Source organism: Jeotgalibacillus sp. R-1-5s-1, assembly GCF_004405105.1.
Classification (GTDB): domain Bacteria; phylum Bacillota; class Bacilli; order Bacillales; family Jeotgalibacillaceae; genus Jeotgalibacillus.
Window position 1 is genome coordinate 48,514 of record NZ_SORW01000005.1, and the last position, 22,427, is coordinate 70,940.

The 22,427-nt window shown below is 44.6% G+C and carries 24 protein-coding genes; 17 read left to right on the plus strand and 7 right to left on the minus strand.

Going from position 1 to position 22,427, the window contains the following annotated elements; genetic code table 11:
• Positions 1-94 precede the first annotated feature (94 nt).
• Both E2491_RS03460 and E2491_RS03465 read right to left on the minus strand, forming a co-directional pair.
• Positions 95-1,048 (minus strand): D-2-hydroxyacid dehydrogenase, encoded by a 954-nt coding sequence (locus E2491_RS03460; protein ID WP_134372703.1) that lies wholly within the window; start codon positions 1,046-1,048, stop codon positions 95-97.
• Between the two features lie 11 nt (positions 1,049-1,059).
• The gene (locus tag E2491_RS03465; protein WP_371414450.1) at positions 1,060-1,548 is read right to left on the minus strand and encodes a metallophosphoesterase family protein; all 489 of its coding nucleotides are present in this window, start codon (positions 1,546-1,548) and stop codon (positions 1,060-1,062) included.
• 88 nt (positions 1,549-1,636) lie between these two features.
• On the opposite strand from E2491_RS03465, the gene E2491_RS03470 reads away from it, so the two are divergent.
• Both E2491_RS03470 and E2491_RS03475 read left to right on the plus strand, forming a co-directional pair.
• Positions 1,637-2,356 (plus strand): GNAT family N-acetyltransferase, encoded by a 720-nt coding sequence (locus E2491_RS03470; protein WP_134372709.1) that lies wholly within the window; start codon positions 1,637-1,639, stop codon positions 2,354-2,356.
• Between the two features lie 61 nt (positions 2,357-2,417).
• Positions 2,418-2,951 (plus strand): YtxH domain-containing protein, encoded by a 534-nt coding sequence (locus E2491_RS03475; RefSeq protein ID WP_134372712.1) that lies wholly within the window; start codon positions 2,418-2,420, stop codon positions 2,949-2,951.
• 460 nt (positions 2,952-3,411) lie between these two features.
• Here E2491_RS03475 and E2491_RS03480 read toward each other — a convergent pair whose 3' ends face one another.
• Positions 3,412-4,773, minus strand: a complete 1,362-nt coding sequence (locus E2491_RS03480; protein ID WP_134372714.1) for a copper amine oxidase — start codon at positions 4,771-4,773, stop codon at positions 3,412-3,414.
• 315 nt (positions 4,774-5,088) lie between these two features.
• Here E2491_RS03480 and E2491_RS03485 point away from each other — a divergent pair, with 315 nt between their 5' ends.
• A complete protein-coding gene (locus tag E2491_RS03485) occupies positions 5,089-6,003 on the plus strand; it encodes a F510_1955 family glycosylhydrolase (RefSeq protein ID WP_134372717.1) in 915 nt (304 codons plus the stop codon).
• Between the two features lie 42 nt (positions 6,004-6,045).
• On the opposite strand, the gene E2491_RS03490 is transcribed toward E2491_RS03485, so the two are convergent.
• Together E2491_RS03490 and E2491_RS03495 are read right to left on the minus strand one after the other, a co-directional pair.
• Complete coding sequence (locus tag E2491_RS03490; protein WP_134372788.1) at positions 6,046-7,218, minus strand: chromate transporter; 1,173 nt, start codon at positions 7,216-7,218, stop codon at positions 6,046-6,048.
• Between the two features lie 13 nt (positions 7,219-7,231).
• Positions 7,232-7,540: a PadR family transcriptional regulator gene (locus E2491_RS03495; protein ID WP_134372720.1), complete on the minus strand. Its 309-nt coding sequence runs from the start codon at positions 7,538-7,540 to the stop codon at positions 7,232-7,234.
• 207 nt (positions 7,541-7,747) lie between these two features.
• On the opposite strand from E2491_RS03495, the gene E2491_RS03500 reads away from it, so the two are divergent.
• Complete coding sequence (locus E2491_RS03500) at positions 7,748-8,926, plus strand: GTP-binding protein (RefSeq protein WP_208528029.1); 1,179 nt, start codon at positions 7,748-7,750, stop codon at positions 8,924-8,926.
• Positions 8,927-8,972: 46 nt separating this feature from the next.
• Here E2491_RS03500 and E2491_RS03505 read toward each other — a convergent pair whose 3' ends face one another.
• Positions 8,973-9,281, minus strand: a complete 309-nt coding sequence (locus E2491_RS03505; RefSeq protein ID WP_134372725.1) for a DUF3243 domain-containing protein — start codon at positions 9,279-9,281, stop codon at positions 8,973-8,975.
• 327 nt (positions 9,282-9,608) lie between these two features.
• Here E2491_RS03505 and E2491_RS03510 point away from each other — a divergent pair, with 327 nt between their 5' ends.
• The gene (locus E2491_RS03510) at positions 9,609-10,631 is read left to right on the plus strand and encodes a MoeB/ThiF family adenylyltransferase (protein ID WP_134372728.1); all 1,023 of its coding nucleotides are present in this window, start codon (positions 9,609-9,611) and stop codon (positions 10,629-10,631) included.
• Between the two features lie 85 nt (positions 10,632-10,716).
• Here the strand turns inward: E2491_RS03510 and moaC are convergent, their stop codons facing one another.
• A complete protein-coding gene (gene moaC / locus E2491_RS03515; protein ID WP_134372731.1) occupies positions 10,717-11,220 on the minus strand; it encodes a cyclic pyranopterin monophosphate synthase MoaC in 504 nt (167 codons plus the stop codon).
• Between the two features lie 67 nt (positions 11,221-11,287).
• On the opposite strand from moaC, the gene E2491_RS03520 reads away from it, so the two are divergent.
• From E2491_RS03520 to fdhD, 12 genes are all read left to right on the plus strand, one after another.
• Positions 11,288-12,544 (plus strand): molybdopterin molybdotransferase MoeA, encoded by a 1,257-nt coding sequence (locus E2491_RS03520; RefSeq protein ID WP_134372734.1) that lies wholly within the window; start codon positions 11,288-11,290, stop codon positions 12,542-12,544.
• Positions 12,538-13,053 carry a molybdopterin-guanine dinucleotide biosynthesis protein B gene (gene mobB, locus E2491_RS03525; protein WP_134372737.1) on the plus strand — a complete coding sequence of 172 codons (516 nt, stop codon included), beginning with the start codon at positions 12,538-12,540 and terminating at the stop codon, positions 13,051-13,053. The genes E2491_RS03520 and mobB overlap by 7 nt, the downstream gene beginning before the upstream one ends.
• Positions 13,041-13,490: a molybdenum cofactor biosynthesis protein MoaE gene (locus E2491_RS03530; RefSeq protein ID WP_208528030.1), complete on the plus strand. Its 450-nt coding sequence runs from the start codon at positions 13,041-13,043 to the stop codon at positions 13,488-13,490. The genes mobB and E2491_RS03530 overlap by 13 nt, the downstream gene beginning before the upstream one ends.
• The gene (gene moaD, locus E2491_RS03535) at positions 13,487-13,717 is read left to right on the plus strand and encodes a molybdopterin converting factor subunit 1 (protein WP_134372740.1); all 231 of its coding nucleotides are present in this window, start codon (positions 13,487-13,489) and stop codon (positions 13,715-13,717) included. The genes E2491_RS03530 and moaD overlap by 4 nt, the downstream gene beginning before the upstream one ends.
• The gene (mobA, locus tag E2491_RS03540) at positions 13,714-14,337 is read left to right on the plus strand and encodes a molybdenum cofactor guanylyltransferase (protein WP_134372743.1); all 624 of its coding nucleotides are present in this window, start codon (positions 13,714-13,716) and stop codon (positions 14,335-14,337) included. Before moaD ends, mobA begins: the two co-directional genes overlap by 4 nt.
• Positions 14,324-15,331 (plus strand): GTP 3',8-cyclase MoaA, encoded by a 1,008-nt coding sequence (moaA, locus tag E2491_RS03545; protein WP_134372746.1) that lies wholly within the window; start codon positions 14,324-14,326, stop codon positions 15,329-15,331. The genes mobA and moaA overlap by 14 nt, the downstream gene beginning before the upstream one ends.
• Before the next feature lie 13 nt (positions 15,332-15,344).
• Complete coding sequence (locus E2491_RS03550; protein ID WP_134372749.1) at positions 15,345-15,848, plus strand: MogA/MoaB family molybdenum cofactor biosynthesis protein; 504 nt, start codon at positions 15,345-15,347, stop codon at positions 15,846-15,848.
• 43 nt (positions 15,849-15,891) lie between these two features.
• Complete coding sequence (locus E2491_RS03555) at positions 15,892-16,137, plus strand: hypothetical protein (protein ID WP_134372752.1); 246 nt, start codon at positions 15,892-15,894, stop codon at positions 16,135-16,137.
• Between the two features lie 252 nt (positions 16,138-16,389).
• Positions 16,390-19,353, plus strand: coding sequence for a formate dehydrogenase subunit alpha (gene fdhF, locus E2491_RS03560; RefSeq protein WP_244093872.1), 2,964 nt, complete (start codon positions 16,390-16,392; stop codon positions 19,351-19,353).
• The gene (locus E2491_RS03565; RefSeq protein WP_134372758.1) at positions 19,346-20,035 is read left to right on the plus strand and encodes a helical membrane plugin domain-containing protein; all 690 of its coding nucleotides are present in this window, start codon (positions 19,346-19,348) and stop codon (positions 20,033-20,035) included. The genes fdhF and E2491_RS03565 overlap by 8 nt, the downstream gene beginning before the upstream one ends.
• A gap of 56 nt (positions 20,036-20,091) precedes the next feature.
• Positions 20,092-21,366 carry an L-lactate MFS transporter gene (locus E2491_RS03570; protein WP_134372761.1) on the plus strand — a complete coding sequence of 425 codons (1,275 nt, stop codon included), beginning with the start codon at positions 20,092-20,094 and terminating at the stop codon, positions 21,364-21,366.
• 156 nt (positions 21,367-21,522) lie between these two features.
• Entirely contained in the window at positions 21,523-22,317 is a 795-nt protein-coding gene (gene fdhD, locus E2491_RS03575) for a formate dehydrogenase accessory sulfurtransferase FdhD (RefSeq protein WP_134372764.1), read from the plus strand.
• The last annotated feature ends 110 nt before the right edge of the window (positions 22,318-22,427 follow it).

Below are 22,427 nucleotides of genomic sequence, written 5' to 3' on the forward strand. Positions count from 1 at the left end.
CTTATAAAAAACATTATAAAGCGGAAATATCAAACAAAGTGCCGGGTCATTCCGAAGCAGGACACCAGCTTAGGATGTTCCTGGCACGGTTATTTTAATAGCCCTTATCATAATCCACTAAATTAACAGGCAACAACTGCTGATCTAAAAACGATTCCGCATTCTTCAGAAAAATATCCTCAATCACCCTTTTGTTATAATGCTCCGTCGAACCAGCCGTATGAGGCGTAATCATCACATTCTCCATCTCCCATAAAGGACTATCCTCCGGCAGAGGTTCTTTTTCAAAGACATCCAGACCCGCTCCGGCAATTTCGCCTGTTTGAAGGGCACGAGTAAGAGCAGATTCATCAATGATCTCACCCCGTCCAATGTTAACAAGAAAACTGCTTTCCTTCATTTTTGAAAAATGAGCGGACGTAAACAGCTGATTCGTCTCATCAGTCAAAGGCAGCGTAATCACTACATAATCGCACTCAGGGAGAATCTCTAACAGATTGTCGACTGTATACATTTCATCAAAATATTCTTCGTTTTCTCCGCTTCTTCTGAATCCTTTTACCGTCATCCCAAATGCTTTTGCGATTTTTGCTGTTTCTTTTCCAATGGCACCGGCACCGAGTAGTCCAACTGTTTTACCGTGCAGTTCAAGAGACAGCCCGGCGTGATGCCAGGTTTTTGATTGTTGCTGCCGTGTGTAAGCGTTGATTTTCCTTGTCCAGCCGAGCATGAGTGAGAAGATAGTCTCAGAAATCGGGTAAGCATGGACACCGTTGGCGCTCGTCAATATAATATCCCGCTTCTGGAACTCGTCCAGAGGATGTTTATCGACCCCTGCACTCCAGGACTGAACCCATTTTAAGGAGTGAGCTTCTTGCAGATAAGGTGTCATCGCATTTTTCCAGCCGGCAATGATCGTTGCTTCTTTTATGTATGGTCCCCACTGCTCTTCATCTTTTCCGGTAATGATGTTCCACCCATTAAACGTTTGTTTTACTTTCTCAACCAGCTCTTCTTCAAGGTTTTGCGCAATAACGACTGTATTCATTCGATCTCCTCCTATTTTTCTTTATAAAAAACAAGTTCCACACTGATTGCTTCCTGAATCGTGATGACTGCAAATGAATAGTGCGGCTGCCTTCTTTTATCTGTAGCTGAACCGGGATTAAGTAAGATGGGTCTCTGGTCATCTCGCAAAACAGGGATATGAGAATGACCGAACAGAATCAGATCCACATCTTCATGTTCAAATGCCTGAAGCGCACGCTTTTCGGTCGTTTGTCCTTTTCCATGTCCGTGGACGAGACCTACTTTTTTATTTCCCGCCTCCACGATTGTTTTGTCGGGAAGCAGCTCCATGATCTCTCTGCCATCGGTATTTCCGGTTACTCCATGCACCGGCGCATAGGATGACAGTTCGTCAAAAACGGCTTTTGTATTCCAGTCACCTGCGTGCAGAATAAGATCTGCATCTTCTAATTCTTTTACAAGTGGAAGGGGGAGGTGCTTCGCCATTCGCGGCATATGTGTATCAGATAAAGCAATCACCTTCAAAACATTCACCTCTTTGAAATTTTCATGTTAAACTTACATTAATTATCATGTAACTTAATCGTTGAGTAAAGGGGATCGTTTTATGCATTTATACCAGGGGGAGGCTGAACGCCGATCTGATCAACAGAAGGTTTCGTATACTGTTGACAGAGTTCATCCTGATCAAATAAAAGAATTTAAAACGTTTCAGGCAGGTATTGTGGAAACACTTGAGGATCCGGCAACTCTGCAACCGCTGACAGATGAAGAAATTCATTACGTGTTTGATGGCGGGGGCATCGTGATTGCTGCTTCAGTAGAAGGGAAAATAATCGCTGTGCGTGTCCTGTTGTATCCAGGAGATGATGAAGAAAATCTGGGCCGGGATCTCGAGCTTTCCTACGAAGAACAAATGAAGGTGGTCCATCAGGAAATTTCACTTGTTGATCCTGATTTTCGGGGGAATGGCCTTCAGGGTATTCTCGGAAAAGTGATCATGCAGGAGATGAAGTTTTCTACATCTTACTTTGAACACCTTTGCTGTACCGTTTCTCCGGGTAACATTCCAAGTATAAAGGATAAATTCAGGCAGGGGATGTTTGTGCTTGATGTAAAAGTAAAGTACGGTGATCGGCCTAGGTACATTTTTTATATGCCTTTAAAGCAAAAGCTGTTTATCGATAAAGATTCTTACATTTTTATCCGTACTGACAAGCTCTCAAGACAAAAGGACTTTTTTGCTTCAGGCTATGTGGGAGTAGGACTGAACCAGACGAAAATGGGAACCTGGCTGGTTTTTGCAAGACTTCAGGAGTCGGTATAAAGGTTTAAAAAAACGTCATGAGGGTAACCTTCATACTAGATAAAACGAGGAGGCTTTTCATATGACGCAGAATAATTATTCAAACAATAATGACAGCAGTAAATTACTTCTTGGTGTAGTAGTAGGTGCAGCAGTTGGCGCAGCGATTGCCCTGCTGGACAACTCAACACGCCAAAAGGTCATTTCCGGCAGCAAAAATCTCGGATCATCAACAGGCGGTTTTGTCCGGAATGTAAAGGAAAATCCGGGTGAATTCAAAAACGATGTAACAGAACGTTTTAAATCCGCTGTAAGCACGCTGAAAAGCGCTATGAATGAAGCCCAGACGCTATATGAAAAAGTAAATGAAGAGGTCGTACCTCAAATCGAATCAATCCGTGAAAGTGCTTCAGAAATCGTTGAAACGGCTAAAGAAGTAACGGAGGATGCGAAAGATATCGGATCACAGGTTGCTGATGCCGGGTCTGAAGTAAAAGGCAGCGTTTCTACAGGAGATCAACATGACAGCAATGTTGTTCAACTATCAAAAGAAAGCCAAAAAACAGTAGACGCTTCTCCTAAAGGAGATATTCCGGGAGATGTTGGACGTCAGTAATCAAAATAAAGCGGGATAGGCATCTGATGCTTATCCTGTTTTTTATGCTTTATAACGTAAGGTTGTGCGGCTAATTCGTGAGGATACGGCATGAATTCGTCAGTATCCCAAGTGCTTTTGTGAGTTAGCGCGCGTAATTCGTGAGGTTGGGGGATGAGTTCGTGAGTTCAGTACCATTTGACCTATCCGGCCCTCCATCAAAACCGCGCGCTGGACAAACAAAGGGGTTGGAAAACTTCGTGAGTTTGTCCTGATAATTCGTGAGGATCCGGCATGAATTCGTCAGTTCCCCAAGAGCTTTTGTGAGTTGGCGCGCGTAATTCGTGAGGTTGGGGGATGAATTCATGAGTTCAGTACCATTTGACCTATCCGGCCCTCCATCAAAACCGCGCGCATAACCTCAAAAAACATAAAAAAAAACCGACTCCCCTGAGGGAATCGGCTTCACTTGTTTAGTCTATTAAGACTGTTTGCGAGTGCGAAGTGCAACTGTTGTTGTGATCGCAGCAAGCAGTAGTCCTGCAAGGATCCATACGTATGGAAGTTCAGATGATGCTGTGCCACCAAAACCTGTGTTTGGCATTTCAGCAGGCATTTCACCGCCACCGAACTGATCCGGGAACTGGTCTACGATTGCAGCTGATAGTCCAGCAGCAGGCATTGTCATGTGAGCCCATGCTTCACGGATTGAGCTGTAAGCTGTTTCATAATCACCAGCTACATAAGAGTCAAATGCTGTGAGAAGTTGACCAACGTGTGCTGTTAATCCTTCTTCAAGTGCATCAGCAGGTACGCGGCTTTCAGTTGCTGCGTCAAGGAATGCAGCCTGTTCTACGATATACTCATCGAGTTCAGCTTTAGCAGCTTCCTGTCCTTCCGTATTACCTTCACCAGTAGCAACTACATAATCAACGAAGTATCCAATATGAGAGTTCCAGATCTCAGAGAACTGAGCTCCAGCTTCTTCACCGTATACAGAAGATACAGCAGCAGTCAGGTCGTCAGCGTTAGCAGTTAATGCAGCAGCAGCCTGGTCAAAGCTTTCAGCTCCGTCAGCGCCATCCTGCATCGCCATAGCAGCAAGTCCAGCGTGCTCAGTGAATACATAGTTTAGTTGAGCACGAAGATCAACTGCAGGTGTATCAGGGTTTGTTCCTTCAAACTGATCCGGGAACTGGTCAGCGATTGCTACAGATAGCTGCTCAGCAAACATGCTCATGTGGTGAATCGCTTCACGCTCACCTGTGTAAGCTGTTTCGAAATCACCAGCTACATAAGCATCGAACACTTGTAGTAACTGATCAATATGCATTTGAAGTCCTTCTTCAAGTGCAGGAGCCGGCAGGCGGTCTTCAGTTGCTGTTGCAAAGAATGCAGCCTGTTCTACTTTGTACTCTTCAAGCTCTGCAAGTGCAGCGTCTTTCCCTTCCTGATTATCTTCAGCAGTTGCTGTTACGTAATCAACGAAGTATCCAATGTGAGAGTTCCAGATTTCAAGGAAAGCAGCTCCGTTATCTTCACCGTATACAGAAGATACTGCAGCAGCGATGTCATCAGAGTTAGCTGTCAGTGCAGCAGCAGCTTGATCGAAATCTTCAGCTCCGTCAATTCCTTTTCTCATTGCTTCGATTGCAAGGAATGCGTGCTCAGTTAATGCAGTGTCAAGCGTGATACGAAGTTCAGCAGCTGGTGTAGCTGTGCTCGCTTCCATACCTGACTCAGCGTGGTCGGAGCCTTCACCGTGATCGTGTGCAAATGCGGCGGTTGGCATAAGTAAAGCAAAACTTAATGGCACAGCTAACATACTCTTCTTCAATTTCATGTGTAATCTCTCCTTTTTCTTTTAAAAGTATTGGTTCTGTTCAGGCTAACGGGAAGAAGTAAGAGTTGGATCACTTTTTTTGAAAAAAGATTTATTTTTCTAAAAAAGGTCTTTTTTTCATCTTCTGTTGAGCCATTCAAATAGAGAAACGGAACGATTTCAAAAAAGGATCACAAAAATAAAAACTTTTTTGATGATGATGTTTTTTTGCATGACGATTCGTGGACAGTTATGTAATATTCACGATTTAGACTTTGACTTGAGAATGCATTTATGAGAAAAAAGAGAAAGAAATACGTGCTGGGGGTAAATGATATGAAAAAAGTGAAAAGCGGCCTGACGATTCTGGCTGCTGTGATCATGGCTGCAGGATGCTCTACTGAAGAAAGTAGCTCGTTTTATGAACCGGTTGATGAACAGACAGGCGCTCACCATGTTCATGGGATGGACTTTGTTGAAGGAGAACTGATTGTCGCTACACATTATGGCTTATTTAAGCGCGATGGGGATCAATGGTTACATTCAACTTCAAATAATCACGATTATATGGGATTTACGTCTTTCGGGGACGGTTTTTATGCGAGTGGTCATCCTGATCCTTCTACTGACCTGGAGAATCCACTGGGTCTGGTTAAAAGTCTGGACCAGGGCGAATCTATGGAACAGCTCGTTTTTTCAGGTGAGACAGACTATCATTATATGGCTGCCAGCCGGGAGGGAAAACGGCTCTATACCGGTCTGATGGAAGGAAACAGTGAGCTTGATGCAGGATTTTATTATACAGACGATGAAGGTGACAGCTGGATTCCGATGGAGCTTCAGGGACTCGAAGCTGAAAGTCTGTTCGGATTTGCAGCCCACCCTTCTAATAAAGAAGAATTAGTGCTTATGACAGATAAAGGACTCTTTCAGTCAACTGACAGTGGTAAGACCGTTACATTGCTCGATAACAGTCAGGGAACCACTGCAGCTTATTTCACAGAAGACGGTTTATATACGGTTGAAGGAAACCTTGTGAAAAAAGATCAGCAGGAGATCGGCAGCATTGATTTTCTAGATGAGGCAGTGATGTATCTCGCTGTAAACCCGGATAAACCGGAGGAGATTTTTGCTGTTACAGGAGCTGGAGATGCTGCTTTTTCTTCAGACGGTGGAGAGACATGGAACGAAGAAGTCATTTATCAGACTGCTAATGAAGCTGAGACGCATGATGATGGACATGAACATTAAAGAACACGCTGGAATATGAAATTCCGGCGTGTTCTTTTTACATTATAGAAAAATCAGTCCGGCAAGAGCGCCTGACAGTACAACAACCCATGGCGGCAGCTTCCAGAATACAAGCATGCTGAAAAGAAAAGCAGCGAGCACAAAATGAATCGGCTCAATAATAGAGCTGGTCCAGATTGGGAAATAAAAAGCTGAAATCAATATACCGACAACAGCTGCATTGACGCCCATAAACGCTGCTTTCATCTTAGGATTCTGACGCAGTGCATTCCAGAATGGAAGAGCACCGAGAATCAGAAGGAAGGCCGGAAGAAAGATTGCGGCAGTTGCCAGCAGTCCGCCCTGCCATCCGCCAATGAAGGCTCCAATGTAAGCAGCAAACGTGAACAGTGGACCAGGAACGGCCTGAGCTGCTCCATAACCGGCAAGGAACTGTTCTTCAGTCAGCCATCCGGTTGGTACGAACTCTCTTTCTAATAGAGGAAGAACGACGTGTCCGCCTCCAAATACGAGTGAACCAGATCGGTAAAAGCTGTCAAACATCGCAATCCAGTTCGCGGATGTGAATTCTCTTGCAATCGGCAAAATAATTAATAAAGCGAAAAACAGTGTCAGGAAAACAGCGCCAAGCTTCTTGGAAACCGGAAACTTGAATGTCGGGTTTTCCTCTGACGTGTCCCCTTTAAATAATAAAAATCCTGCAAGTCCTGCAATCAGAATAACCGCTACCTGACTGACTGTTGTCTGCCATAACAGCGTAACCGATAAAGCTAATAATGCGAGGGCTTTTCGCTGAAGGTCCGGCGTCAGGTTTTTAGCCATTCCCATAATTGCGTGAGCAACAACCGCTACTGCCACAATTTTTAACCCTTGTAACCAGCCTGAGTTTGTTACGTCAAAGACATTGACAATCATAGCAAAAATGATCAGTGCAATAACAGAGGGCATTGTAAACCCAATAAAGGAAACCAATCCACCTAATAGGCCTCCCCGCATGACACCAATCCCGATCCCAACCTGACTGCTGGCAGGTCCAGGCAGGAACTGGCTCAGCGCAACGAGATCCGCGTACGTTTTATCATCCATCCATTTTCTGCGCTGAACGTATTCATCACGGAAATATCCAAGGTGTGCAATCGGGCCGCCAAATGATGTGAAACCAAGCCTCATTGACACCATTAAAATTTCTAACAGTGATCCTCTTTTTTGTTCCATCATAATCTCCCTTCTAATCTTTGATTTCTTTAAACAGCTCGTAAGCTTTGCTGCGTGCTTCTTTCAGAACGGCGACACCTTTTTCGGAAGCAGTGTAATACTTTCGGATATGGCCATCCACATTTCGTTCCTCCTTGATCAGTAAACCGTCTGTTTCCATTGAGTGGAGAATCGGATACAGGGTACCGGCACTGATGGAGTAACCATGTTCCCTTAATTCCTCCGTCATCCATGCACCGTAAATGGGGTGTTCAGAAGCGTGATGGAGGATATGGATCTGGATAAAACCAAGAAACAGTTTACGCAACACTTTATCTTCCAATGAAAGACCCTCCTCGTCATTCGATATCGGAAACCGATAACGAAAATCTATAGTGGATTCTATCAGGGAATGTTTCGTTTGTGTACTGAAAAAGCTTATGTTTACAAAAACTTAACAAAACAAAATGGGTAAAGTTTAACGTGACATCCGCTGAAGTTTATACTATTATTTAAAACGAAATCATTACGATTTATTAGGAGGATTTTCATGACAATACCTGTAACAGTCCTGAGTGGCTACCTTGGAGCGGGGAAGACGACGCTTCTCAATCATATACTGCATTCAAAACAAGAATTGAAGGCGGCTGTCATTGTAAACGATATGAGTGAAATTAACATTGACGGTGGTCAGCTGAAAAAAGGTTATTTCTCAAGAACGGATGAAACACTGGTTGAAATGCAGAATGGCTGTATTTGCTGCACGCTGCGTGAGGATTTAATGATTGAAGTAAAGCGGCTGGCTGAAAAAGGGGACATTGATTATATATTAATTGAATCCACGGGTATTTCAGAGCCGATCCCTGTTGCACAGACGTTTGTTTATGAAGATGAGGAAACTGGTATTGATTTATCACAGCACTGCCGTCTGGATACGATGGTGACGGTTGTGGATGCCATGCGTTTTGCTGATGATCTGGAGAGTGGGGAAACACTGCTTGACCGAAAGCAGACGGATGATGTGAATGATGAGCGCGATGTTTCGGACCTGCTGATTGATCAGGTGGAATTTGCAGATGTGATCATTCTGAACAAGATGGATGCTGTATCAGAAGAAACAGCATCAAAAATCAACACATTACTGGCAACGTTAAATCCTGACGCAAGAATCATTCCGGCAAGCTACGGTCAGATAGAAGCAGCTGATATTTTAAATACACACCGATTTGATTTTGAAAAATCAAGTCATTCTGCAGGTTGGATTAAGGAATTAAACGAAGAGCATATTCCGGAGACAGAGGAATATGGAATCACTTCTTTTCTATATAAAAGACAGCACCCTTTTCACCCGGCACGTTTTTATGAGTGGCTGAGTGAACTCCCGGAAGAAATTGTCCGTTCAAAAGGCTTCTTCTGGCTCGCGACGAAGCAGCACACAGCAGGACTCGTGTCACAGGCTGGGAAGTCGATTCAGCTTCAGTCAGCGGGCAGCTGGGTGGCATCAATGTCTGAGGAGGAGCAGCGGGCAGCCCTTGCTGAAGAGCCTGAATTGAAGCAGAGATGGCATGCTCAATGGGGGGACCGTATCAATGAGCTCGTTTTTATCGGAATTGATCTGAAAAAAGATGAGATCATTGCGGAACTTGATGCATGTCTACTGACAGAAGAGGAGCTTGCATCTGACTGGTCAACATTAGAGGATCCGTTTCCTGATTTTTCAGCACGTTAAAAATAATAAAAGCCCAAAGCGTTTTGAATGCTTTGGGCTTCTGTTTTTAGTTAGTCGATTGTGCAAGTCTCACCAGCAAATGAGCTAATTGATGGCGCTGCTCTTTATCACCAAGCTTCCACAATTCCTGTAAAAGCTTCTCTTCACGGTTTCTTGGCTCTTCGTTTTTAGCCAGGTAATCCCCTATTTTCTCAGCACCCTTAGCCAGACTTTCTTCACTTAAACCGAGCTTTTCCCCCTTGGCAACCTGATCACCAAGATAGTTTTTAAAATGCTCAAAGTTTTGAAGGATTTCCTCTTTCTTTTCAGGTGCAATATTACGCGCTTCCTGCTCAACTCTATTTTCAATACTCATGGTAAAACCTCCTAAGATTGTTATAGTTGAATGTCTTTCCCTTTTAAAGGATGAATAAACAATTATTATGAAAAAGCGGATTGTCTAAATGAAAACCCATTATTTTTGAGAAGTCTTTTAATGATTGTTTTGGATATGCTCTGCGATTGTAGTTGATATTTGCTTTTCGGGATTTGTATGAAATGTGAAAAGGTATAGTTTCATAGCTAATTTGTTTAAGTGTTTCAACGCTCATCCCTTGTTCTTCCACTCATTTACTGCTATCTTTATAAAAAACTAAATTTTCAGCTTTTACATAGAATTTTAGGAGATGAGGGGGCGGATCGTGTGCATCAGAACAGATATTCAAGGCAGGAGTTATTTACACCGATTGGCGCCGGGGGACAGGAAGAGATTCAGAAAAAGCATGTGCTGATTATCGGGGCCGGAGCACTTGGAACAGGTGCTGCTGAAGCGCTGGCACGGGCCGGTGTTGGCAAGCTGACGATTGTGGACCGGGATTATGTGGAGGTCAGCAATCTGCAGAGACAGCAGCTTTATAATGAAGAGGATGCTCGCAAAAAGCTGCCAAAGGCAATTGCGGCAAAGTATCGTCTTGAACAGGTGAACAGTCTGATTGATATTGATGCGATTGTGGCGGATTTAACGTATCAGGATCTGCTGAAGCTTGCAAAAAACAGTGATTTGATGATGGATGCAACGGATAATTATGAGACGCGGCTGGTCATGAATGATGTGTCTCAAAAACTTTCTATACCCTGGATTTACGGGGCATGTGTAGGCAGCTACGGGATGTCATTTACCATTGTACCGGGTGTTACGCCGTGCTTTCAGTGTGTGTGGGAGACAATGCCGCAAAATGGACAGACGTGTGATACAGCAGGCATTATCAGTCCTGCTGTTACCATGGTCACTTCTCACCAGGTAGCGGATGCCCTGAAGATTTTAAGTGGCAATATGGATGCTCTGAGTGGAAAAATCGTTACGTTTGATGTCTGGGAGAATCAGTATCAGGCAATTGGCGTATCAAAATTAAAGAAAGAGAAATGTCCTTCATGCGGAGAGAATCCGACCTATCCTTATCTGACACCTGAACATACAATGAAAACAGCTGTGTTATGCGGAAGAGATACGGTTCAGATCCGGCCGGCGGAGAAAAAGGCCATCGATTTGGGCGATTTGCATACTATTTTTTCTACACAGGGATTGCCTGTACAGTACAATTCTTTTTTGATCAGTGTCAATCTGGATCCGTATAGAATGGTTGTGTTTAAAGATGGACGTGTACTCGTTCACGGAACAAATGATATTTCAGAGGCGAAAAAAACGTATCACCGCATTTTCAGCTGATACGGTTTGTGAGGAAAAAGGAAGGGAAAACAAAAAGATCCCCGCTGTTGGATAAAGCGGGGATCTTTTAAACATAATGGGACATTCAGTCGATTTTAGTGCCGGGAATGTCACGACGAAGGTAATCGCCATTTTTCCCGCCGGTTTTTTCATACAGGTAGGTGGGGCCAATAATGATTCCTTTGTCTGCAGCCTTACACATATCATAAATCGTTAGTGCGGCTGTGGAGGCGGCTGTCAGGGCTTCCATTTCAACGCCGGTACTGCCTTTTGTTTTGACTGAAGCAGTGATGATCAGCTCAAGTCTTGAAGACAGATCCCATTCAAATGACAGGTCAATACCGCTCAATGAAAGTGGATGACACATTGGAATGAGTGTGGATGTCTGCTTGGCACCCATAATGCCTGCGATTTGGGCAACAGCGAGTACATCACCTTTTTTATTCGTTCCATAATGAATCTGCTGATAAATATCCTCGTTCACGATGACGCTCGAGCGCGCAGTCGCTGTACGTACCGTTTCCTGTTTATCAGAGATATCCACCATTTTGGCGCGACCCTGATCATTAAAATGTGTAAATTCTTTCATTCAAATCACCCCAATTATCTTAAGTAATCATATTGTAGCACGCTGGGAAAGAAAGGAGAGGAAGAGTTTGGTTGAGAAAAGAAAACCGATTCCGGTCAGTGAAGCGATTCGGAAAGTCATGAATCAGTCGATAGATATGAAGACAGAACGTATACATATTGAACAGGCAAATGGGAGGATACTGGCAGAAGACGTTACGGCTACCCACCCTGTACCTCCGTTTGACCGCTCGCCATACGATGGATTTGCGATCCGTTCAGAGGATTCAGTGGAGGCAACCAGAGATCAACCCGTGACCTTCACTGTAACAGAAACGATCGGTGCAGGTTCGGTGCAATCCAAGCCGGTAGGACCGTATGAAGCAGCGAGAATTATGACTGGGGCCATGCTGCCGGAGGAATGCGATGCGATTGTCATGCTTGAGCTCACAACAGAGCCAGAGCCCGGTAAAATGTCTATTAAACGCTCATTTTCACCAGGACAAGACGTTTCATTTAAAGGAGAAGATATTGCTCATGGAGCAACGCTTGTTCAAAAGGGAACGGTCATGAATCCAGGGATCATTGCTCTTTTAGCCACATTTGGATATGAGTATATCTCAGTCGGTGTCAGACCGGTTGTAGGTATTCTTGCAACGGGATCAGAGCTGCTTGAAGTACATGAGCCGCTTGAACCGGGTAAAATCCGCAACAGTAATGCGCTAATGGCAGCAGCTCAGGTGGAACGCGCAGGAGCCGAACCGCGACTGCTTGGAAAGCTGACTGATGACCCGGATGAATGCTTTGAAGCCGTTAAGAAATCGTTAAGTGAGGTGGATGTTTTAATCACGACAGGTGGTGTATCCGTCGGCGACTTTGATTTCTTACCTGAGGTGTATAAGCGTCTCGGAGCGGACGTTTTATTCAATAAAATTGCTATGCGGCCTGGAAGCGTGACCACAGTGGCTTATGGAGACGGAAAGTATCTGTTCGGATTATCAGGAAATCCTTCCGCCTGTTATGTAGGCTTTGAGCTTCTTACAAGGCCTGTCATTATGACTATGATGGGCAGCAGTAAGCCTCATCACACGATTGAAGATGCCATATTAAGCACTGATTTTACAAAGCCAAATCCCTTCACAAGATTCGTGAGAGGAAAGGTTGAGATTAAGAATGGACAGCTTTATACGAGTCCTTCAGGCTTTGATAAATCCAGCGCGGTCAGTTCTCTTGCTTCAACAGATTGCCTGATTATGCTGCCGGGCGGAACAAGAGGGTATCAGTCGGGTGATTCAGTGAGAATTGTGTTACTTGAATCGGGACATGGAAGTGAGTGGCCGTGGTGATACCCGTTCTTCAGGTCATCGGCTATCAGGACAGCGGAAAAACGACAGTGATGAAACAGCTGATTAAAGCTGCTGAATCCAAAGGTATTTTAACCGGGACAATCAAGCATCACGGGCATGGCGGCTTACCTGAACAGCCTTCCGGTAAAGACAGCCGTGTACATTTGGAAGCGGGTGCCTCCGTAAGTACTGTAGAAGGGGAAGGTGCAGTCGTTCTGCAATCTGTTTCAGGTGTGTTATCACTGGAGTCGCTTCTTGATTTTTACAGAAAACTGCCGATTCATGTTATTTTAATAGAAGGATATAAAAAAGAGCATTTCCCAAAAATCGCTGTGATCAGGGATGCCCGGGATCTCTCATTGATAGATACGTGCACAAATGTTCAATTGGTCATATCAGCAGCGCCATTGACCGGATTAACTTTGCCAAATCTATTATTCGAAGATCAGTCGGGATATATAAAGTGGTTTTTAAACTGGTTAAAGGAGGAGAGCGCTTGTTTATCGTAACGGAAGATTCAATTTCAATCGAAGAAGTGTCAAAGAAAGTGATTCGTCCTGAAGCTGGGGCAGTTGTGACCTTTACAGGAACCGTACGAGAATTTACGAAGGGGCGACGAACCCTTCAGCTTACATACGAAGCCTATGCCAAAATGGCAGAAAAGCAACTGAAGCGGATAGGTGATGAAATCAAGGAACGCTGGCCGGATGCAGTGACCGCCATCACACACCGGACAGGTACGCTGGGCATATCTGATATTGCGGTTGTGATCGCCGTGTCCACACCGCACAGAAAAGATGCCTATGAAGCAAATGAATACGCAATTGAGCGGATCAAAGAGATTGTACCCATCTGGAAAAAAGAAAAATGGGAGGATGGGGAAGAGTGGATTGGTGATCAGCTTGAAAAACATCCGGGAACACCATCGAAGGAGGAAATCCATTGATTACAGTAAATTGTTTTGCCCACTTAAAAGAACAGCTGGGACAGGATCGGATCACGCTTGAATACAAGGAGCTGACCGTGCAACAGCTGCTGCAGGTCTTACAGGAAAAATATGAAGTAAAGACAGAAACTATCCTCGTTGCAGTCAATGAAGAATATGCATTTCCGGAAGATAAGATCACGGAATATGACACGGTCGCGCTCATTCCGCCGGTCAGCGGCGGATGATCATCATTGGAGCGGTAATGGCTGGCGGTAAATCAGTCCGTTTTGGGAAACCAAAAGCTTTTGCCGAGTTTGATGGATCTCCCTTTTATAAAAGAGCAGTGGATGCGCTGACACCTCATACAGAGAAGGTGTTGTTATCAATCAGAGATGAACAGGAAGAGATGTTTGGGGAAATAGATCTCGAGCTAATAAAAGACCTGCCCCCTTACAAAGGATGCGGACCGCTCGGAGGCTTATATGCCATGATGAAACAGACAGACGGAGACGCTTATCTTGTTCTGCCGTGTGATTTACCGCTATTTACGGAAACGGCTGTTTCCTTATTGCTTAACCAGTTTGAAGAAGGTGTAATGGCTGTGGTTCCGGAAGTCGATGGTGTTCTACAGCCCCTTTCAGCACTCTATTTAAAAGGATGCCTGCCGTATATCGAAAAGCAGCTTCAACAGGGAGATTATCGTATGACAGGGTTTTTAAACGAGATTCCCTGGAAAGCAGTGACGGATCAGGAACTCGGTGTATCAAAGGACGTTTTTTTGAATGTAAATGATCAAAAAACCTATCACGACTTAATACAAAAAAGCACTTCTTTAGGAAAGGAGGGAGACAATGGAGCCGATTAAAGATACTTATAACAGACCGCTGCACGATATCCGGATATCCGTCACGGATCAATGTAACTTCCGCTGTGGTTATTGTATGCCGGCCGACTTGTTTGGGCCTGACTTTGCTTTTATGCCGAAGGAGCATTATCTGACCTTTAATGAGATCGAAAAACTGGTCAGTGCGATGAGCGAGCTTGGTGTGGAAAAAGTTCGGCTGACAGGTGGAGAACCCCTTTTACGGAAGGACCTTCATGAGCTAATTGAGAAGCTGAACCGAATTGAAGGGATCAAAGATATTGCCCTGACCACAAACGCGATGCTGCTTCCCAAACAGGCGAAAAAACTGAAGCAAGCGGGTCTTCAGCGAGTGAATATCAGTATGGACGCGATTGAAGAGGATGTTTTCAAAAAAATGAACGGACGTAATGTCAGCACAAAGCCGGTTATTAAAGGGATTGATGCAGCACTTGAAGCAGGACTCGAAGTGAAAATTAATATGGTCGTGCAAAAGGGAGTGAATGATGATCAAATCCTGCCGATGGCGCGGTTTTTTAAGAAAAAAGGGATCACGCTCCGTTTCATTGAATTTATGGACGTCGGCAACACAAATGGCTGGAAAATGTCCTCCGTTGTCACTAAAAAAGAAATCATCGGACTGCTTCAGCAGGAATTTGATTTAGAGCCGGTGGACCCTGACTATTTCGGGGAAGTAGCCAACCGGTATCGCTACACGGATGAAGAAAATGAAGTCGGTGTGATTTCTTCCGTATCTGACTCATTCTGCTCAAGCTGCACAAGGGCCAGGCTGTCAGCTGATGGGAAGCTCTACACCTGCTTATTCGCAACAGAAGGCTACGATCTGAAAGAAGCAGTTCAAACGAAATCACATGAACAGTTAAGAGAAGAAGTCGCAGGGATCTGGGCCAGACGTGCTGATCGTTATTCTGATGAACGAACGGAAGAAACCGCTAAAAACCGACCGAAAATTGAGATGTCCTATATCGGCGGGTAAAGGAGTTTAGAGCATGTTAAGTGAACATAGGAAAAAATCCTCCAAGTCAGTCGCCTGTAAGGTCATTACTGTAAGCGACACACGGACGGAGGAAACCGATAAAAGCGGCAGACTGATGATTGATCTCCTGAAAAAGGAAGGCCACCAGATCATCCATTACGAAATCGTAACGGACGAACGGATTCTGATTGAGAGAGCCATTCAGTCCGGGCTGAAGGATGAAAAAGTGGAAGCGATTCTTATTAATGGAGGAACAGGCGTAGCACCGAGAGATGTGACCATTGAAGTAGTCAAACCGCTGCTTGAAAAAGAACTCCCCGGCTTTGGAGAAATCTTCCGCTACCTCAGCTACACAGAAGACATCGGATCTGCCGCTATTCTCTCAAGAGCATGCGCAGGAACCGCCAATAAAACCGTCGTTTTCTCCACACCTGGATCAAGCGGCGCAGTCAAACTTGCCATGGAAAAACTCATATTGCCGGAGATCGGGCACCTTGCCTGGGAACTCACAAGATAAAACCGTCCTGACTGGGGCGGTTTTTCTTATGGGTGCCGGTTGATTGATGAAGGGTGAAATTGTTGATAGCCAGGGAGCTTTTGTCGTTAATTGCATAAATGATGTCGATAGAGCCGTGGTTTCTGTTGATAGGATTCATTACGCGCTTGGAACTGTTAATAGACTGCTGGAAGATGTTAATAGAGTTGGCAGATTTGTCGTTAGCCGCCTGCTTTCTGTTCCAACAGTCCTGACTTCTGTCGATGCGACATCTCGCCACTTTGGAAATTGCGAGCTTGCAGTTATTTGACCACTCTTGGCGGTTATTTGACAACTTTTAGAGGTTATTTAGCAACTCTTTTGCTTCATTTGACCACTTAACACTGTTATTAAACAACTCTCATAACATGTACATTAATCAGCCATCCAAACTATTTCGCTACCAAACAATCTCAAATTCAAACTTTTTCACTATTTCTAGTTTCACCCATTATCTGATAGGGTAATAAATGACAGGTGCGAAAAACTGAAAATTATAAAAATTGTACAGGGGGAGAGAAATGTGTCAGAACAGATCAACGTAACGATCAACGGAAAACCCGCAGTTATTGATGCTAATTTATCTGCTATGCAGGTACTCGAGGATCATCAGACGGAGGTTCCGTCCGTCTGTTACCATCCGAGCCTTGGGGCAATTGAAACTTGTGATACGTGTATTGTGAAAGTAAACGGGGAATTTGTCAGATCCTGCTCAACCAAACTGAAGTCCGGCGATGTGATAGACGGAGTATCAGCAGATGTTAAAGAAGCCCAGGTAATCGGAATGGATAGAATCCTGAAAAATCATGAGCTGTACTGTACAGTCTGTGATTACAATAACGGCACCTGCGAAGTACATAACACAGTCAAGGAAATGAAGGTCAATCATCAAAGTATGCCTTTTGAACAAAAGCCATATGAAATTGATGATTCGAATCCATTTTACCGCTATGATCCTGATCAGTGCATCCTGTGCGGAAGATGTGTTGAAGCCTGTCAGGATGTCCAGGTAACGGAAACACTTACAATTGACTGGACACTAAAAAAGCCGCGTGTTATCTGGGACAAAAATTCTAAAATCAATGAGTCATCCTGCGTATCATGCGGACACTGCTCCACTGTCTGCCCTTGTAACGCCATGATGGAAAAAGGCATGGAGGGCGAGGCCGGATTTTTGACGGGGATCGCAAAGAAAACGCTGCGCCCGATGATTGAACTGACGAAAAATGTTGAAACCGGTTACGGCTCCATTCTGGCCATTTCTGATATGGAATCGGCTATGCGGGAAGACCGGATTAAGAAAACAAAAACGGTTTGTACGTATTGCGGAGTTGGCTGCAGCTTTGATATCTGGACCAAGGACCGTAAAATTCTCAAAGTTGAGCCTTCCGTTGACGCTCCGGCAAACGGCATTTCAACTTGTGTAAAAGGGAAATTCGGCTGGGATTACGTAAACAGTGAGGAACGTCTGACGAAGCCTCTGATCCGTGAAGGTGATGCATTCCGCGAGGCGGAGTGGGAGGAAGCGCTCAGTCTGATCACTTCGAAATTCAAAGAATCACTCGAGAAAAAAGGCCCTGATTCCATGGCATTTATCAGTTCTTCCAAATGTACCAACGAAGAATCATATGTCATGCAGAAGCTGGCACGTGCTGTCATTGGGACAAATAACGTGGACAACTGCTCCCGTTACTGTCAGACTCCAGCGACAATGGGTCTATTCAGAACGGTAGGTCATGGAGGAGACTCCGGATCAATTACGGATATCGCAAAGGCTGGTCTTGTCCTCATTGTAGGCTCTAATACAGATGAATCTCATCCTGTACTGGCGACCCGGGTTAAACGTGCTCACAAGCTTCATGGACAGCGATTGATCGTTTCTGACATTCGCCGTCATGAAATGGCTGACCGTGCTGATCTCTTTTTCCAGCCAAAACCTGGATCAGATCTTGTATGGTTATCAGCCGTTACAAAGTATATTGTAGACCAGGGCTGGGCTGACCAGGAGTTTCTGAATAACCGTGTGAATGGGATAGATGAATATATCGAAAGTATTCAAAAGTTCACGCTTGAATACGCTGAGGAAGCAACAGGTCTCTCTAAAGATACACTGATTAACATCGCAGAAGAAATTCATCAGGCCAAAACGACCGCTGTGTTATGGGCGATGGGTGTAACGCAGCACTCAGGCGGAAGTGACACGAGTACTGCGATTTCAAATATGCTGCTGATCACTGGGAACTATGGTAAGCCTGGTGCGGGAAGCTATCCGCTTCGCGGTCATAACAACGTACAGGGGGCGAGTGATTTTGGCAGTATGCCAGACCGTTTCCCGGGTTATGAAAAAGTGGCTGATGATGAGGTTCGGGCAAAATATGAAAAAGCGTGGAACACAAAAATACCGGCTGAAAAAGGTCTTAATAATCATGAGATGATTGACGCAATTCATGAAGGTAAGCTGAATGTCATGTATTTAAAAGGTGAGGATATGGGAATCGTGGACTCCAATATTAATTACGTTCATGAAGCCTTTGAAAAACTGGATTTCTTTGTTGTGCAGGACATTTTCCTTTCCAAAACAGCGGAATTTGCTGATGTTGTACTGCCTGCGAGCCCGAGTCTTGAAAAAGAGGGTACGTTCACGAATACGGAACGTCGGGTGCAGCGCTTGTATCAGGCGCTTGAGCCGCTCGGAGATTCCCGTCCTGACTGGGAAATTATTCAGGACATTGCCAATCGTCTCGGTGCTGATTGGCATTATACACATCCGAGTGAAATTATGGCGGAGGCGGCTTCACTAGCTCCTTTATACGCAGGTGTAACATACGAACGTCTGGAGGGCTATAACAGCCTTCAATGGCCGGTCGCCGCTGATGGAACAGACTCACCACTGTTATTCCTGGACGAGTTTCCGTTCCCGGATGGCAAAGCAAGATTGTTCCCGGTCGATTGGACAAAGCCGCTTGAGTTTGAAAAAGAGTACGACATTCACGTGAATAATGGACGTTTACTGGAGCATTTCCATGAAGGGAATATGACGTATAAGTCAAAAGGTATTTCTTCCAAGACGCCAAAAGCCTTTCTCGAAGTATCACCTGAACTTGCTGCAGAGCGCGGACTTGAGGATGGAACGCTTGTAAGACTGACCTCTCCTTATGGTTCTGTCAAAGTGGAATGTCTCGTTACGGATCGTGTGAAAGGGAAAGAGGTGTATCTGCCGATGAATGATGCAGGTGAGGGTGCCATCAACTACCTCACAAGCTCACAGGCGGATAAGGATACAGACACACCTGCTTATAAAGAAATTAGCGCGAAGCTTGAGGTGCTTAAGGCTAAAGGAGAAAGTCCGCTTCCGAGAATCAATCATCGAAACGGAGATCCGCAGCCTCAGATGGGTGTCCGCGTGGACAAAAAGTGGGCAAGGAAGGACTATGTCTTTCCTGGCGACCTCGTGAAATTAAGAAAGGAGGCGTCTAAGCGTGGCTAAAGCAACCAAAGTGATTCATCGGATGGAAGTCAGTCCTGAAGAAAAGCGTCGTCGTGATCTGGAGGAGATTGAAACAAGACTTTTGGACAATAAAGACGCTGTACACGAACTTTTTGACGTGCTTGAACAGTTACAAAAACGCGAAATCCTTCAAACGGTAAAATCCCTTTTTGCTAAAGGGGATGAGGTGATGGATATTCTCGTGAAAACAGCTGATTCCAAAGAAACCGCCAACAGTATCAAAAATCTGCTTTTAATGCTCGGAACGCTTGGAACACTTAACGTCCAGCAGCTCGAACCACTTATTTTAAAAGTGAATGCTGGTATTGCGCGGGTTGCAGAGCTCGATGAGAAAAAAGAGCAGCAGGGGTATGTTACTTTATTAAAATCATTAAACGATCCTGAAGTAAAAAGAGCCATGGCTGTTGGAGCTGCATTTTTAAAAGGTCTTGGAATCAATCAGGATGAATATGAACGGACAACCCAAAAGCCCGAACATCAAAAAGGTCATACAGATGGTGAACAGTTTGATGATATTTTCACAAAAGAATATCACACACTGCAAAAAGAAAACGGTACGTCACGGCAAGCTTCAGGTGATTCCGGCGGCAGCTGGTTAATCCCGGCAGGTCTATTGCTGGCTGCAATTCCTATTTCATTGTTGTTTAAAAAGAAGTCGTAGCATTACGATCCGGGGTCAGTCCGGCTCCGGATGACTTTTATCGAGGAGGAACAGGGATGGGAGAAAAAAAGTTAAAAAACCGCTGGCTGATTGCGATGGCAGCGGTGGGCATTCATATTTCAATCGGGTCCGTGTATTCATGGAGTGTATTTTCAAATCCGCTTAATGAAAAGCATGGATGGTCCTCAAGTGACATTGCCTTGACGTTTAGTATTGCAATCTTATTCCTTGGTTTAGCTGCCGCGTTTATGGGTCATTTTGTAGAAAAACACGGTCCGAGAAAATCCGGTATTGTATCGACGATCTGTTTTGGGATTGGGATGATCGGTGCAGGCTTTGCTGACAGTATCGGGAACCTTTATTTATTGTATTTCTTCTATGGTGCATTAGGAGGAATAGGTCTTGGGATTGGTTACATCACTCCGGTATCGACACTGGTTAAATGGTTCCCGGATCGGCGTGGACTTGCAACCGGCCTTGCCATTATGGGCTTTGGATTCGCTTCATTAATAGCGAGTCCGGTGATTGAGATGCTGATTGGCAATATCGGCATTTCAAATACATTTTTCTTACTGGGTGCCATTTATTTTGTGTTGATGTTCAGTTCATCGCTGTATCTTGCGCCGCCACCAAGAGACTTCGTTCCTAAGGGAATGACGCTTGAAGAGAAGAAGGAAAAAGAGAATAATAAGAGTACAGGAGATCTGGCTCAGCTGACGGCGAACGAAGCGGTTAAGACTGTCCGTTTCTGGGCGCTCTGGATCATGCTGTTTATCAATGTAACATGTGGAATCGCGATCATTGCCGTAGCCTCACCGATGGCACAGGACATTGCAGGGATGACCGCCGGTGCAGCAGCGTTAATGGTTGGAATCATGGGACTATTTAATGGATTTGGCCGCCTTGGATGGGCTTCCATATCAGATTATATCGGACGTCCCAACGTTTATACGACGTTTTTCGTCTTACAAATAGCAGCGTTTGTTCTACTGCCTAACGTTACAAATGCGATCATCTTCCAAATTCTGATCTTTGTTATTTTATCGTGTTACGGCGGAGGATTTGCCTCTATTCCGGCCTATATCGGAGATCTTTTTGGAACGAAGCAGCTTGGTGCTATTCATGGTTATATTCTGACAGCCTGGGCAGCGGCTGGACTTGTTGGACCAAGTGTTGTAACACGGATTGAAGAAGCAACAAACAGCTATGCGCTGACCATGTATATTTTTACTGGTGCATTCGTTGTGGCACTGGTCGTTTCCCTGCTGATCCGTGTAAATATCAAAAAAATCCGTGAAGAAAATACACAGCCGGCTGAAGCGACAAGCTGAAAAAATCAGCTGTGTTTACGAGGTTTCGTTTTTTAAAACAGCCTATTTCACGCTACTCTATTAATCTTATGATTAAAGCTGATCAACTCATTGTTTCATAGTTTAATAAACATCCGGACCCATGTCCGGATGTTTATTTCGTCAGGAGTGATTCATATGAAAGACATTACATATAAAAGAAAAATTTTGCGTTTTACAGGAGGCTCCGCAGTTTGGGAGGAGGACACGATCGCCACTGAGCAGGTACTCACGATCAAGCTGAACGGCGAAGAATTTGTCACGATGGTCTGTTCACCTGAATATATGGAAGACCTGGCTGTCGGATATCTGGCGTCAGAGGGAATCATCAAGTCAGTGCGGGACTTATCATCCGTCCGTCTCGATGAAAAAGCAGGTTTTATTTACATTGAATCAGAAAAACTCAACCCGCTATATAAAAATCTGCAAAATAAACGATATATCACTTCATGCTGCGGAGGAAGCAGACAGGGATTTGTTTTTGCCAGTGATGCCATGGCTGCGAAAAAAATGGACAGCATCACAGTAAAAATTCAGCCTGAGCTATGCTTTGAATTGATGGAGAAAATGCAAAACGGAGCAGATGTCTTTAAGAAAACAGGGGGGGTTCATAATGCTTCCCTGTGCAATGTGGACGGTGAAATGATGTTATCAAGAATGGATATAGGCCGTCACAATGCTCTTGATAAAATCTATGGATACTGCCTGAAGCATAATGTGTCAGTGCAGGATAAAATTATTGTATTCAGCGGCCGATTATCCTCTGAAATCCTGCTGAAGGTAGCCAAGATCGGATGTGAGATTGTTCTGTCAAAATCCGCCCCGACCGAACGCGCAATCGAACTCGCCGAAGAACTCGGGATCACAACCGTCGGATTCATCAGAGGCCGCTCCTTTAATATCTATACGAATCCGGAGAGAATTGTGATGTAATATAAAAACGGACCGGACACACCCTACGCTCGTATAGTATAGATAACCAGATTTTTCTCTGGTTCCTCTGTTATACATGTTTTATTTGTATAATGAAGGTGGATCAGATG